The organism is Brevibacterium renqingii, assembly GCF_017808105.1.
In the GTDB taxonomy this organism is placed as follows: Bacteria; Actinomycetota; Actinomycetes; order Actinomycetales; family Brevibacteriaceae; genus Brevibacterium; species Brevibacterium renqingii.
This window is the reverse complement of record NZ_JADBHF010000008.1, coordinates 115,042-127,501: the sequence shown is the minus strand read 5'-3', so window position 1 is coordinate 127,501 and position 12,460 is coordinate 115,042. Positions and strand designations below refer to the sequence as shown.

The window sequence follows — 12,460 nt, the reverse complement described above, 5'->3', positions numbered from 1 at the left end:
CAAGGTCCTGCCCAGGAGGCTCCGGTCCCGTCCAGATCCTGGGCGAGGTCCCGCGAGCTCCTGAGTGAGACCTGGCTTGAGGCCCGACGGGGAGCCGGCTGTTCCGCCGGCCGAGAACGAAGCCGACAGACGTATGATGAGACAGATTGACTTGAAGAATGGCTGATGAGCCGCGCACTTGCCGAGGGCTCATAGAAGGAGATGGTGTGGACGACGACAAGGCAATGACTCAGACGCAGAAGCGAATTCTCGTCATCGGGCTCGTCCCCTTGTTCATGTCACTGCTCTCGGTCTCGAGCATCAACGTCGTCCTCCCGGCCATCGCCACCGATATCGGCGCTTCGACCTCAGCCCTGCAATGGGTGCTGACCGGTTATGCCCTGTCCTTCGGAGTGGTGCTGGTGGCTGCAGGCCGGGCGGGAGACGTGTTCGGCCGCAGTCAGCTCTTCATGATCGGGGTCGGCCTGTTCGGGCTGTCGTCGCTGGTTTCGGGCATCGCTCCCGATCCACTGACCCTCAATATCGCCCGCGTGTTCATGGGCTTGGGATCCGGACTGCTCAACCCTCAGGTGGTCGGCCTCATTCAGCAGTACTTCCAAGGTCCTCCTCGCGGTCGTGCCTTCGGGCTGATGGGAACCACGGTCGGACTGTCCGTGGCGATCGGTCCGGTTCTCGGCGGTGCCCTCATCGCCCTCCTCGGAGAGGACGTCGGATGGCGCGCCACATTCCTGGTCAACGTCCCCTTCGCGATCGCATCCCTCATTCTTGCGAAGGCCTGGTTCCCGCCAGGCGCGTGGCGGGGCATCGCCTCCGACGATGACGAACATCGGCGGGATCTCGACCCCATCGGTGTAGTCCTCCTCGGAATCGGTGTGCTGCTCGTTCTGCTGCCTTTCGTGGAATCGTCAGTCGGCTGGTTCATCTGGTCGGCGCTGCCCGTGGGTCTCGTGGCCGTCTGGGTCTGGACGAAGTGGGAACGACGGTATGCGGCTCGCGGTCGGCCTCCGATGGTCGACCTGGACCTGTTTCGGATCCGGAGCTTCAGCAACGGCTCCATCATCATCACCCTCTACTTCCTCGGCGTGACCAGCGTGTGGGTCCTCGTTGCGATGTACATGCAGCAGGGGCTCGGCCATTCGGCCCTGGCCGCAGGCATGATCGGGCTGCCCGCGGCTCTGCTGTCGGCGATCTCGGCCGATGTGTCCGGTCGCTTCGTCTTCCAGATCGGGCGCCGGCTCGTCGTCTGGGGCGTCCTCATGTGCCTTGTCGGCCTGGCGTCGACGGCCGTGGTGATCATGCTGCTCTCGCAGGGCATCGGCAGCGAATGGTGGATGCTCCTGACGTTGTCGTTCATCGGAACGGCCCAGGGGATGGTCATCAGTCCGAATCAGACACTGACGCTGCAGGAGGTCCCCCTGAAGTATGCCGGTTCCTCCGGCGGAGTGCTGCAGACCGGTCAGCGCATCGGCACCTCGATGGGGCTGGCGATCATGACCGCGCTGGCCTTCGCCGTCACTGCCGTGAGCAACTGGCACATGGGCATGGTGAGCGCTTTCAGCGCGATCGCCGTCGTCGTCGTTCTGGCTGGGATCGTCGGCCTTGCCGAAGTGCGTCGGGGCAAGCGTCGGCAGCGCTGAGCGCAGTCCCGCCTGTGGGGCACACCGGGGAAGACCTCAGCTGTCAGCACAATAATGTTACAGATTTTAGACAATCGACCGTGCCCGAATGTGGAAGACTGTGAACGCACACCAGCCCACGGAAGGATGCACAGTGGTCGAGGCTGTACCCGAAGACGACCTGGCGCTCGAGGAACTCGTTCGTTCCGGCGGAATCGAAACGTACTTCGCGCCGGTCGTCGACGCTCTCACCTTCCAGCGGGTCGGTCATCAGATCCTGCAGGCCCCGAGCGGCGATCCGGCTCTCGGTCGTGCGGAATCCGAGCATCTGCGACGAACGATGCGTGCCTCGTCGACGATCGGAGACATCGACTCATCGCTGCGGGATACGGCCCTGCGGACTGCCGAGAGTGCCGGTCTTCCGAAGTCGAACCGTCTGTTCCTCCACGCCGAAGCGGAATCCTTCGCCACACTCGAAGACCGCACAGGCGAGCCTGACCGTTCGGTCATTCTCCAGCTCGACGCCAACCGTGTCGCTTCCTCGCCTGCTTCGGTGCTCCGCTCGGTGCGGTCGGCACGGTCCCTCGGCTGGGGAGTGGGCATGTCCGCAGTCGGTGCCGATCTGCGCAGCGCCTCCTTCGTCCCTCTGGTCAATCCTTCGGTGGTCGGCCTCCACCGGGACGTTCTGCATATCGACTGCGATTCGCACCTGGCCGAGCTCAACCGGCTGCTCCATGCGCACCTCGAGCGCACGGGGGCGGTCATCCTGGTCGACGGAGTGGAGACCGAGGACGATCTAGATCGCGTACGGGCCCTGGGCGCCCGATACATGTCCGGTCCGTACTTCGGAATGGCGACGAAGCAGCCTCAGCCGTTCTCCGAACCGAGTGAGGACGCACTCGTTTCCCACTATTCCCGCAACCTGCCCGCACTGGGCACGCCGTACTCGATCTCGCAAGGGCTCCGTCGTGAGCCGCTGGTGATGAATCGCGAGCTTCTCATCGCCCAGATCGCTGCTTTGGAGGAGCGTGCGCTGGCATCGGGCACGGCCACGATCACCCTCGGTGTTTTCGGCGACGATGAGACGTTTTCCGAGGCGACTCGCCTGCGCTATGAGAAGATCCGCGACACCGTGGGACTGACCGCGATGTTCTCGGGCGGATTCGACGGGCCGCCCATCCCTGGCGTGAGGAGCGGTCTGGTCGACGCCTCGGATCCCATGCGCAACGAACACGGCGTCGTCGTGGTCGGTCCCGACTGGTCCGGTATGGTCGCCGCGTCGAAGCGCAATGATCCGGGCAGCGACGGACAGACTGTCTTCGACGTCTACATCACCACTGATCGGTACACCTGTGTCGATGCCGCACGCAGTGTGCTCACCCGTGTGTCTCCGCTGGCCGCTGCCGCCGCGACCCAGCGGGCTTGAACTTCGCTGCGACCAGTGGACTCGAACCTCACAGCGACCCGTCGATGAACAGAGCACGAGACATATGTGCTTCGAATGGGACCCCCTGCACCGATGGTGCTAATCTTGTCTCGGTCGGCCCCCGTAGCTCAGCTGGTCAGAGCAGGGAACTCATAATTCCTTGGTCGTCGGTTCAAGTCCGACCGGGGGCACCACTTGACGCGACCACGACTGATCGACCTGTCGTCAGCCTTGGTCCTGCGAGTGCCCTGAGCCCAGATTCGGTGTGAAGGTCTCTCCCGACAATGGCGCATACGCCACCCACACCCCGCCTGACTCGGCGAAGATCTCGGCTGTCCTCTTCTCTTCGGCAATGAGCTCTTCGCGCAGGCACGCGAACGCGGCCTCGGCGGCCGGGTTCTCGGCGGGGCGTTCGGCTCTCAGCAGGACCGTCTCAGTCGGGTCCTCGACCGAATCGCACGCGATCGCGAAACGCGGCCCCACCTCGGCGGATACACGCTCTGCGAGCTGGACTCCTTCCTCAGCGTGTGCGGCTTCCGCTGCCCGCGACACGAACTCGAGATCACCGTTGCGGGATTCGTAGAAAGTCTGCTCCCAACGCTGCAGGTCATCGATGAGCGCGGCTGTCAGACCTGTGTCGGAGTACTCGACCGGCCCATCACCGAACCACAGCACCGTATCCGCGTAGTCGGGGAACATGCGGATGGTCTCGTGCCGTGCGTCCTCGTCTGTGGTCTCACCAGGCATGCCCACAGCATAGCGCTGCCGACCCTCGAGGACAGATACCCGACACCACCAGCATCTTTGATGCTTGGCTACGAATGAAACATCGACTATCATGTGGTCAGCACCTCCTTTCGGATCGTAGGGGAAGACGTATCCGAGGTAGGAGGCACAAATGGATATGACACAGGGCGTACTCTTCGTCCACTCAGCACCTCGCGCGCTCTGCCCGCACATCGAATGGGCAGCGGGCGGGGCCATCGGCGCACAGGCACGCTTCGACTGGACACCCCAGCCGGCAGCGCCAGGCCTCGTGCGCGCAGAAGTCTGCTGGCGCGCGCTCGCAGGCTCCGGCGCTCGTATCGCATCGGCTCTGCGTGGCTGGGATTCGCTCCGCTACGAAGTCACCGAGGAACCGTCGCCCGGTGTCGACGGCGGACGGTGGAGCCACACTCCCGACCTGGGCATCTACCATGCCGTGACCGATTCGGCGGGCAACATCCTGGTCCCGGAAGACCGCATCCGCTCCGTGATGGAACGTGCCGCTGGTGATCCCGCACCGTTCTCCGCTGAAATGGCCAACGCGCTCGGTGAGGCGTGGGACGAGGAACTCGATGCCTTCCGCCATGCTGGTGAAGGCGCTCCTGTTCGCTGGCTGACCAAGGTCGGCTGACCCGTCTCGTCGTTCGCGACAACCGAACTTCTTATGCTCAAGGGCACACCTTCCTACCTCAGGTGTGCCCTTCTTGCGTGTTCGCGGAGCACCCGGAAGCTCTGCCGGCGTCACACATGAAAACGGCCCACTTGAGGGTGGTCAGCTCAAGCCCGAAACTGGGCTGACCGTCCTCAAATGGGCCTTATCGCAACCCGGTGCGTTCTGGGCCGATCTCCGGTGCCGTTGATGACGCGCGGATACCGGCCGAACGTTCCAGGCGCCGACTCAGACGGAGCGGAATGCGACGACGGCGTTGTGTCCGCCGAAGCCGAACGAGTTCGTGATCGCTGCGATATCACCGGCAGGCAGATCTGCAGGCGTGTCGCGGACGATGTTGATCCCGACGACCTTCGGATCGACCTCATCGATGTTGATGGTCGGGGGAGCGGTGCGATCCTGCAGCGCCTTGACCGTGAGTATCGCTTCGACGGCGCCCGTGCCACCGAGGAGGTGGCCGGTCATCGACTTCGTGGCCGAGACGAGGGTATCGCCGACGTTGTCTCCCAGCAGCTCGCTGATCGCCAACGATTCCGGAATGTCTCCGACCGGGGTCGAGGTCGCATGGGCATTGACGTGCTTGATATCGGCCGTGGCCAGTCCGCCGGCTTCGAGAGCCTGCTGCATGGCTTTCAGGGCGTGCTTGCCCTCGGGCTCGCCGCCGGTGATGTGATATGCATCGTTGGAGATGCCCCATCCGGCCACTTCGGCGTAGATCTTCGCTCCGCGGGCCTTCGCGTGCTCTTCGGTCTCGAGGATGAGAGCACCCGATCCCTCGCCCATGACGAAGCCATCGCGGTCGGTGTCATAGGGGCGCGATGCCGTCTCGGGCGAGTCGGTGCGGCGCGAAAGAGCCTGCATGGAATTGAACGCGGCGAGGGTGATCGGATGGATCGCGGCTTCGGAGCCGCCGGCGATGATGACATCGGCCTTGCCCGAGGCGAGCACGTCGTAGGCATGTCCGAGGCTCTCTGTGGACGAGGCGCAGGCAGAGACGAGCGTCTGCACACCGGCGCGAGCCTTGAACTCCATTCCGATGGCAGCTGCGGGGCCATTGGGCATGAGCATGGGAACGGTGAGGGGCATGACCCGCCGAGGGCCCTCTTCCTGCAAGGTGTCCCAAGCGTCGAGCAGGGTCCAGACGCCGCCGATGCCTGTTGCCCAGGAGACGGCGGTGCGTTCGGGATCGGTCTCTTCGAGACCAGCGTCCGCCATCGCTTCACGAGCGGAGATGAGCGCGAACTGGCTCGAGGGATCGAGGCGCTTGGCTTGGACTCGTTTGAGATTGTCGGGGACGACCTGTGGGTCGACCTGTGCGGCGAAGTCCACGGCGAGGCCGTACTTCTCAGACCAATCATTGTCCATTGTGTGGACGCCTGAGGTGCCGGCCAGAATGGCTTGCCACGTGGCATCGGCATCTGCGCCCAGGGGGGTTACCGCACCGATGCCGGTGACGACAACTTTAGCTGTCATGGTACAAACCTCGTCGATAGTGTGGACACGGCCCGCCGGTGGACGGGCCGTGTTCGGCTGCTCTGGTTCAGGCTTCCTGAGCCTTGTTGATGTAGTCGACAGCGTCCTGAACGGTGACGAGGTCCTTGACGTCGTCATCGGGGATCTTGACTCCGAACTTCTTCTCAGCGTTGACGACGATGGTCATCATGGAGATGGAGTCGATGTCGAGGTCGTCGGTGAACGACTTGTTGGCCTCGACTGCTTCGACAGCCAGGCCGGTCTCTTCGTTGACGATCTCTGCCAGCCCTGCGAGGACTTCAGCTTCGGTGAATGCCATTTCTTTCCTACTTTCTGATTTCGGCCGAGGGTCTTCGACCGTGTGAGGAACGTTTCGACGAGTGTCCCGCCGAATATCTTAGGACATTCACGGAGAGTTTTCCGTGAATGGTGTGTCTCAGGGCAGGCGCACGACCTGCGCACCGAAGACGAGCCCTGCGCCGAAGCCGATCTGCAGCGCGAGGCCGCCGCTGAGCTCAGGCTGTTCGCGCAGGAGGCGCTCCGTGGCGAGAGGAATCGACGCCGCCGAGGTGTTGCCGTTGTCGGCGATGTCCCGGGCGATGACGACGGACTCCGGCAGCTTCAGCTGTTTGGCCAATTCGTCGATGATGCGCATATTCGCCTGGTGCGGGACGAACGCGGCAAGGTCACCGGCCTCGATGCCCGCAGCCGTCAGGGCCTCCTTGGCCACCTCGGCGCCGTCCCAGACTGCCCAGCGGAAGACGTTGGGACCGTCCTGACGCAGGGTCGGGAACGGAAGCTCACGGTTGTCGCGGATGTCGAGGAGGGAATCGGTCATGCGAATGGTCGACCAGCTCTCGCCCTTCGAGCCCCACACGGTCTTCGAGATGCCCGGCTCGTCGGAGGAGCTGACGACGACGGCTCCGGCCCCGTCACCGAGGATGAAGGAGATCGAACGGTCCTCGGGATCGATGATGTCCGAGAGCTTCTCGGCGCCGATGACCAGAACGTTGTCCATCGTCCCTGCACGCACCAGGGCATCGGCCTGCGAGATGCCGTAGCAGTAGCCCGCACAGGCGGCGCTGATGTCCCAGGCGGGAATCGGGCCGGTGCCCAGCCGGTCGGTCAGCGCTGCAGCGGCCGAAGGGGTGAAATACGGGAACGTGACTGTGGAGATGATGATTCCGCCGATGTCCTCCGGCTTGAGCCCGGAGGAAGCGATGGCCTCGAGTGCCGCCTCTTCGCACATGTCGAGGACGCCGACGTCCTTGCTCGCCCTCCGGCGGGTCACGATGCCGGTGCGCTGACGGATCCATTCGTCCGAAGAGTTGATGGGACCGGCGATGTCGTCGTTCGTGACGAGGTTCTCCGCCCGGTAGGCGCCGATTCCCGCGATGCGGGAGAAGGTGCCGAGCTCGGCTGTCTTCAGTGTTGGCATGTCTCTTCCTTCGGTTCTCAGGCGTGGGCTGCCGCGAACTCACGCGCGCCGTCGAGATCGGCGGCTGTTTTGATGGCGAATGTCTCCACGCCCTTCATGGCGCGTCGAGCGATGCCGGTGAGCGTGCCACCGGGGACGAGTTCGATCATTCCGGTGACTCCGGAAGCCAGCAGCGTCTCCTGGCACAGGTCCCAGCGCACCGGGTTCGTGACCTGCCTGACCAGACGATCGACGTATTCGCGGCCCTCTGTCACCGCTGCGCCGTCGGAGTTGCTGAGGATGCTCACGACCGGGTCCGAGATCTCCAGATCTGCGGCGGTCGCGGCAAGCTTCTCGGTGGCCGGCGCCATGTACTCTGTGTGGAACGCACCGGCGACCGGAAGCGGGATGACACGGGCGCGCTCCGGCGGGTTCTCGGACAGCGCGGACAGTGCCTCGAGCGAACCGGCAGCCACAGTCTGCCCTCCGCCGTTGACATTGGCGGGGCTGAGGCCCGCGGCCGCGATGGCGGCGAGAACGTCCTCCGGCTCGCCGCCGACGACAGCCGACATCCCTGTCGGGGTGGAGGCTGCGGCCGAGGCCATGCCCTGCCCGCGGACGGATACGAAGCCCATTGCGCCGACGGCTGAGAAGATGCCGGCGATCTGTGCGGCCGCGATCTCGCCCACCGAATGTCCGGCCACGACCCCGGGGCTCACACCGAGCTCTGCGGCGCAGGCGATGGCCGAGGCCACGAGTAGAGGCTGAGCCAGCGCGGTGTCCTTGATGGTCTCGTCATCGGATTCGGTTCCGTGCAGACGCAGGTCGATCCCCGAGGCGGCGGAGAGTTCGTCGATCTGCGCGGAGAAGGTCGCGAGTTCGAGGAAGGAGCTCAGGAATCCGGACTTCTGGGCTCCCTGGCCCGGGCAGGTGATTGCTAGCACTCAGTTCTCTTTTCGTTGGGTTGCGTTGCTCAATCTAATGGATTCTGTGTCCGAATCAATGAGATTTGTCGCTGTTCGACAATACCCCGTCCTCTGACAGTCGCCCGTACACCAAAGCGATATGGATGACGAACGCATCACGCGAGGTCGTCGGATCGAGTCCGATGGCGTCGGTGATCTTCCGCAGACGGTAGCGCACGGTGTTCGGGTGGACGGACAGCGCCTTCGCAGTGGCCTCGAGGGACGAGCCGAACTCGACATAGGCGCTGACGGTTTTGAGCAGCTGGCCCGTGCCCGCGGTGAGCGGTTCGTAATAGCGCTCGATGAGTTCGTTCAAGGCCATCTGATCACCGGACAGGGCACGTTCGGGCAGCAGGTCGTCGGCCTTGACGGGTCGCGGGGAATCCGGCCGGGCGGTGGCCGCCTTGAGAGCCCGGATCGCCGCCTTCGCCGAGGTGGCCGCTTCGGCCAGAGCCGGCACCGTGGGGCCGACGATCACCTCCGAGGGGCCGAAGCATTCGGAGAGGTCCTCGACGGCATCGTCGAGGTCGGAGACCCCGCCCAGGACGATGAGCAGCCGACTGTCGTGGATTCCCAGCAGGGCGTCGTCGGCCCAGCGGCGGGCTTTGCGCCGGATGCCGTCGAGCCCCTTCTTCGCCGCGCGCTGCGGTGCCCGGCCGACGATGACGCAGACCGGCCCTTCGGACTGCCACCCGAACGCCGCGGTGCGACTGGCGAGTTCGTCGACGGAGTCCCCGCGCACGAGCGCGTCGATGACCATGGCTTCGAGCCTGGCGTCCCAACTGCCCCGCGCCTCGGCCGCGCGGGCGTAGACATCGGCGGCGGCGAAGGCTATCTCGCGCGAATACACGAGCACTGCCTCGCGCAGGGCCGGCTGCTCGGCCGGGCGAGCGATGTCGGGAACCCTCTCCTCGACGACCTCGACGACGATCTTGAGCAGCTGCAGGGTCTGCTGCAGGCTGATCGCGCGGATCAGGTCACGCGGGGCAGTCTTGAACAGGTCGGAGACCACGCGCAGGTTCGTATCGGGTTTGCGGTACCAATCGACGAAAGACGAGATGCCCGACTGGGCGAGCAGTCCCACCCAGGACCGGTCGGAGGAGGACATCGAGCGGTACCAGGGCAGTTGGGCCTCGAGGCGCTGGAGGGTCACGGAGGACAGCACTCCCACCCCGGCGCGCAGTCGCCGGGCGGTCTCGGCGCGACGGCGCAGAGTCTCGGCATCGGACATCATGGACACGACTTTAGACGACTGGTGACAAGTTTGTTGTCAGCGACATACAAAAAGTCGGAAGCGGCAGAAGAAATGGCCGGAGTCTTGGAGACTCCGGCCATATTTGTGGGCAGTGATCAGGCTCCCGCCCCCTCCGTCGACCCCGTGCTGCCTGCACGCACGTCGTCGAGCTGGTACTTCTTCGCGGCCTCTGCCGCCTTCTCAGGCGGCACCTGGCCGGTGTCGGCGAGCGAGATGAGCGCCTGGGTGACCACGGACGGTCCGTCGACGAGGTAGTAGCGACGGGCCGCCGGACGGGTGTCCGAGATCGCATAGCCGTCGGTGCCGAGCGAGGTGAAGTGACTGGGCACGTACTGGCGGATCTGATCGGGGACCGCGCGCATGTAGTCCGAGGTCGCGATGACCGGCCCCTCGGCCACGGCCATCTTCTCGGTCACATAGGGCACGCGGGCTTCCGCCTCGGGATTCCTCAGTCGGTCGTTCTCGGCGTCCAGCCCGTCACGGCGCAGCTCCGTCCACGAGGTCACGGACCACACATCGGCCGAGACGCCCCAGTCCTCATCCAGCAGCTCCTGCGCTTCGAGGACCCACGGCACCCCGACGCCCGAGGCCATCAGCTGCACCTTCGGGCCGCCGTTGTCGGGGCCCTTCTTGAGCAGGTAGAGGCCCTTGAGCACGCCTTCGACGTCGAGTCCCTCCGGCTCGGCGGGTTGGACCATCGGCTCGTTGTACATGGTGATGTAGTAGAGCACGTCAGGGTCGCGTTCATCGGCCGGATCGTACATCCGATGGATGCCGTCCTTGACGATGTGGGCGATCTCGTAGCTGTAGGCCGGGTCGTAGGAGATGACCGACGGATACGTCGAGGCGAGCAGGTGCGAGTGTCCGTCACCGTGCTGGAGGCCCTCGGCCACAAGCGTCGTGCGCCCGGCGGTGGCGCCGAGGACGAAGCCGCGGGTCATCTGATCGCCGGCGGCCCAGAAGAAGTCGCCGGTGCGCTGGAACCCGAACATCGAGTAGAAGATATAGAACGGGATCATCGGCTCACCGTGGGTGGCGTACGAGGTTCCTGCCGCGGTCAGGGCGGCAGTCGCTCCGGCCTCGTTGATGCCCACGTGCATGAGCTGCCCGTCCGTGGCCTCCTTGTAGGCGAGGAACAGATCACGGTCGACGGAAACATAGTTCTGGCCGTGCGGGTTGTAGATCTTCGCCGTCGGGAAGAACGAGTCCATGCCGAAGGTGCGAGCCTCGTCCGGGATGATCGGCACGATCCGGTGACCGAACTCCTTCTCGCGCATGAGGTCCTTGAGCACGCGCACGAAGCCCATCGTGGTCGCGATCGACTGCTTGCCCGAACCGCGGCGTCCGGCTTCGAAGGCCTTGTCGGAGGGCATCTTGAGATCGATGTGGGTGCTGCGGCGCTCGGGGGAGTAGCCTCCGAGCGCGGCACGGCGCTCCTGCATGTATTTGATCTCGGGGGCAGCGACCCCCGGGTGGTAGTACGGCGGGAGCTGCGGGTTGTCCTCGAGCTCCTTGTCGGAGATCGGGATCTGGAAGTGGTCGCGGGCGAGCTTGAGGTCGTCGACCGTCATCTTCTTCATCTGGTGCGTGGCATTGCGGGCCTCGAAATGCGGCCCGAGCGAGTAGCCCTTGACGGTCTTGACGAGGATCGCGGTCGGCTGACCGGTGTGCTCCACGGCGGCCTTGTAGGCGGCATAGACCTTGCGGTAGTCGTGTCCACCGCGCTTGAGGTTCCAGATCTGCTCGTCGCTGTAGTCCTCGACCATCGCCTTGGTGCGCGGATCACGGCCGAAGAAGTTGTCGCGAACGAATCCGCCGGACTCTCCCTTGTAGGTCTGGTAGTCACCGTCGGGGGTGGCGTTCATGAGGTTGACCAGCGCGCCGTCGCGGTCCTTGCCCAGCAGGGCATCCCACTCTCGGCCCCAGACGACCTTGATGACGTTCCAACCGGCGCCGCGGAAGTACGATTCGAGTTCCTGCATGATCTTGCCGTTGCCGCGGACCGGTCCGTCGAGGCGCTGGAGGTTGCAGTTGATGACGAAGTTGAGGTTGTCGAGCTCTTCGAATGCTGCGACATGCAGCATGCCGCGACTCTCTGGCTCGTCCAGCTCACCGTCGCCGAGGAACGCCCAGGTCTGCTGGTCGGAGGTGTCTTTGATGCCGCGGTTGTGCAGGTACTTGTCGAACTGCGCCTGCGCGATCGCGTTCATCGGTCCCAGCCCCATGGACACCGTCGGGTGCTCCCAGAAGTCCGGCAGCTGATGCGGGTGCGGATAGGACGGCAGTCCCTGCGGCTTGCCGTCGATGAAGTGCGACTGCTGCTGACGGAAGCCGTCGAGCTGGTCAGCGCTCATGCGGCCCTCGAGGTAGGCCCGGGCATACATGCCGGGGGAGGCATGCCCCTGATAGAAGATGTGATCGCCGCCGCCGGGATGGTCCTTGCCGCGGAAGAAGTGGTTGAGCCCGACCTCGTAGAGAGTAGCCGAGGAGGCATAGGTGGAGATGTGGCCGCCGACCTCGACGCCGGGACGCTGGGCGCGGTGGACCAGCATGGCTGCGTTCCAGCGGTTCCACCGACGATAGCGACGCTCGACCTCTTCATCACCGGGGAACCATGGCTCGTTCTCCGGTCCGATGGTGTTGACGTAGTCGGTGGCGGTGAGGCTCGGTACGCCGATCTGCTTCTGACGTGAGCGCTCGAGCATACGCAGCATCACGTAGCGTGCGCGTGACCGACCGCTCTCATCGATGAGGCCGTCGAGGGAGGCCAGCCATTCCTCGGTCTCCTCCGGGTCGATGTCGGGCACCTGGCTGGGAAGCCCGTTGAGGATGGGCCCGCCTTGATTCCGATTGTCCACGATGTGGTCCTCTCT

At 64.7% G+C, this 12,460-nt stretch carries 10 protein-coding genes and 1 tRNA gene; 4 read left to right on the top strand and 7 right to left on the bottom strand.

The features are described from left to right. The first annotated feature begins 224 nt into the window (after window positions 1-224). From IHE57_RS10020 to IHE57_RS10010, 3 genes are all read left to right on the top strand, one after another. Window positions 225-1,637, top strand: coding sequence for an MFS transporter (locus IHE57_RS10020; protein WP_209372924.1), 1,413 nt, complete (start codon window positions 225-227; stop codon window positions 1,635-1,637). A gap of 133 nt (window positions 1,638-1,770) precedes the next feature. Beyond that, on the top strand, window positions 1,771-3,042 hold the full coding sequence (locus IHE57_RS10015; RefSeq protein WP_366933923.1) for an EAL domain-containing protein: 1,272 nt from the start codon (window positions 1,771-1,773) through the stop codon (window positions 3,040-3,042). Window positions 3,043-3,159: 117 nt separating this feature from the next. After that, window positions 3,160-3,236 (top strand) — tRNA-Ile (locus IHE57_RS10010). A 31-nt stretch (window positions 3,237-3,267) separates the two neighbouring features. Here the strand turns inward: IHE57_RS10010 and IHE57_RS10005 are convergent. Beyond that, window positions 3,268-3,789, bottom strand: coding sequence for an immunity protein CdiI family protein (locus IHE57_RS10005; RefSeq protein ID WP_209372810.1), 522 nt, complete (start codon window positions 3,787-3,789; stop codon window positions 3,268-3,270). A 157-nt stretch (window positions 3,790-3,946) separates the two neighbouring features. On the opposite strand from IHE57_RS10005, the gene IHE57_RS10000 reads away from it, so the two are divergent. Next, window positions 3,947-4,438 carry a DUF3145 domain-containing protein gene (locus IHE57_RS10000; protein ID WP_209372922.1) on the top strand — a complete coding sequence of 164 codons (492 nt, stop codon included), beginning with the start codon at window positions 3,947-3,949 and terminating at the stop codon, window positions 4,436-4,438. A gap of 267 nt (window positions 4,439-4,705) precedes the next feature. Here the strand turns inward: IHE57_RS10000 and IHE57_RS09995 are convergent, their stop codons facing one another. From IHE57_RS09995 to aceE, 6 genes are all read right to left on the bottom strand, one after another. Further along, window positions 4,706-5,950 (bottom strand): beta-ketoacyl-[acyl-carrier-protein] synthase family protein, encoded by a 1,245-nt coding sequence (locus IHE57_RS09995; RefSeq protein ID WP_209372808.1) that lies wholly within the window; start codon window positions 5,948-5,950, stop codon window positions 4,706-4,708. Between the two features lie 67 nt (window positions 5,951-6,017). Beyond that, window positions 6,018-6,269 carry an acyl carrier protein gene (locus tag IHE57_RS09990; protein WP_009882400.1) on the bottom strand — a complete coding sequence of 84 codons (252 nt, stop codon included), beginning with the start codon at window positions 6,267-6,269 and terminating at the stop codon, window positions 6,018-6,020. A 117-nt stretch (window positions 6,270-6,386) separates the two neighbouring features. Then, the gene (locus IHE57_RS09985; protein WP_209326125.1) at window positions 6,387-7,388 is read right to left on the bottom strand and encodes a beta-ketoacyl-ACP synthase III; all 1,002 of its coding nucleotides are present in this window, start codon (window positions 7,386-7,388) and stop codon (window positions 6,387-6,389) included. Between the two features lie 17 nt (window positions 7,389-7,405). Continuing rightward, window positions 7,406-8,311 (bottom strand): ACP S-malonyltransferase, encoded by a 906-nt coding sequence (locus IHE57_RS09980; RefSeq protein ID WP_209372806.1) that lies wholly within the window; start codon window positions 8,309-8,311, stop codon window positions 7,406-7,408. Between the two features lie 55 nt (window positions 8,312-8,366). Beyond that, entirely contained in the window at window positions 8,367-9,566 is a 1,200-nt protein-coding gene (locus IHE57_RS09975) for a PucR family transcriptional regulator (RefSeq protein ID WP_209326123.1), read from the bottom strand. A gap of 116 nt (window positions 9,567-9,682) precedes the next feature. Further along, entirely contained in the window at window positions 9,683-12,445 is a 2,763-nt protein-coding gene (aceE, locus tag IHE57_RS09970; RefSeq protein ID WP_209372804.1) for a pyruvate dehydrogenase (acetyl-transferring), homodimeric type, read from the bottom strand. Window positions 12,446-12,460: the final 15 nt, after the last annotated feature.

What these genes read in the sequence shown, in the direction of transcription:
- IHE57_RS10020 (WP_209372924.1), top strand. Translation starts at nt 225, where the DNA reads ATGACTCAGACGCAGAAGCGAATTCTCGTCATCGGGCTCGTCCCCTTG.
- IHE57_RS10005 (WP_209372810.1), bottom strand. Translation starts at nt 3,789, where the DNA reads ATGCCTGGTGAGACCACAGACGAGGACGCACGGCACGAGACCATCCGC.
- IHE57_RS10000 (WP_209372922.1), top strand. Translation starts at nt 3,947, where the DNA reads ATGACACAGGGCGTACTCTTCGTCCACTCAGCACCTCGCGCGCTCTGC.
- IHE57_RS09995 (WP_209372808.1), bottom strand. Translation starts at nt 5,950, where the DNA reads ATGACAGCTAAAGTTGTCGTCACCGGCATCGGTGCGGTAACCCCCCTG.
- IHE57_RS09990 (WP_009882400.1), bottom strand. Translation starts at nt 6,269, where the DNA reads ATGGCATTCACCGAAGCTGAAGTCCTCGCAGGGCTGGCAGAGATCGTC.
- IHE57_RS09985 (WP_209326125.1), bottom strand. Translation starts at nt 7,388, where the DNA reads ATGCCAACACTGAAGACAGCCGAGCTCGGCACCTTCTCCCGCATCGCG.
- IHE57_RS09975 (WP_209326123.1), bottom strand. Translation starts at nt 9,566, where the DNA reads ATGATGTCCGATGCCGAGACTCTGCGCCGTCGCGCCGAGACCGCCCGG.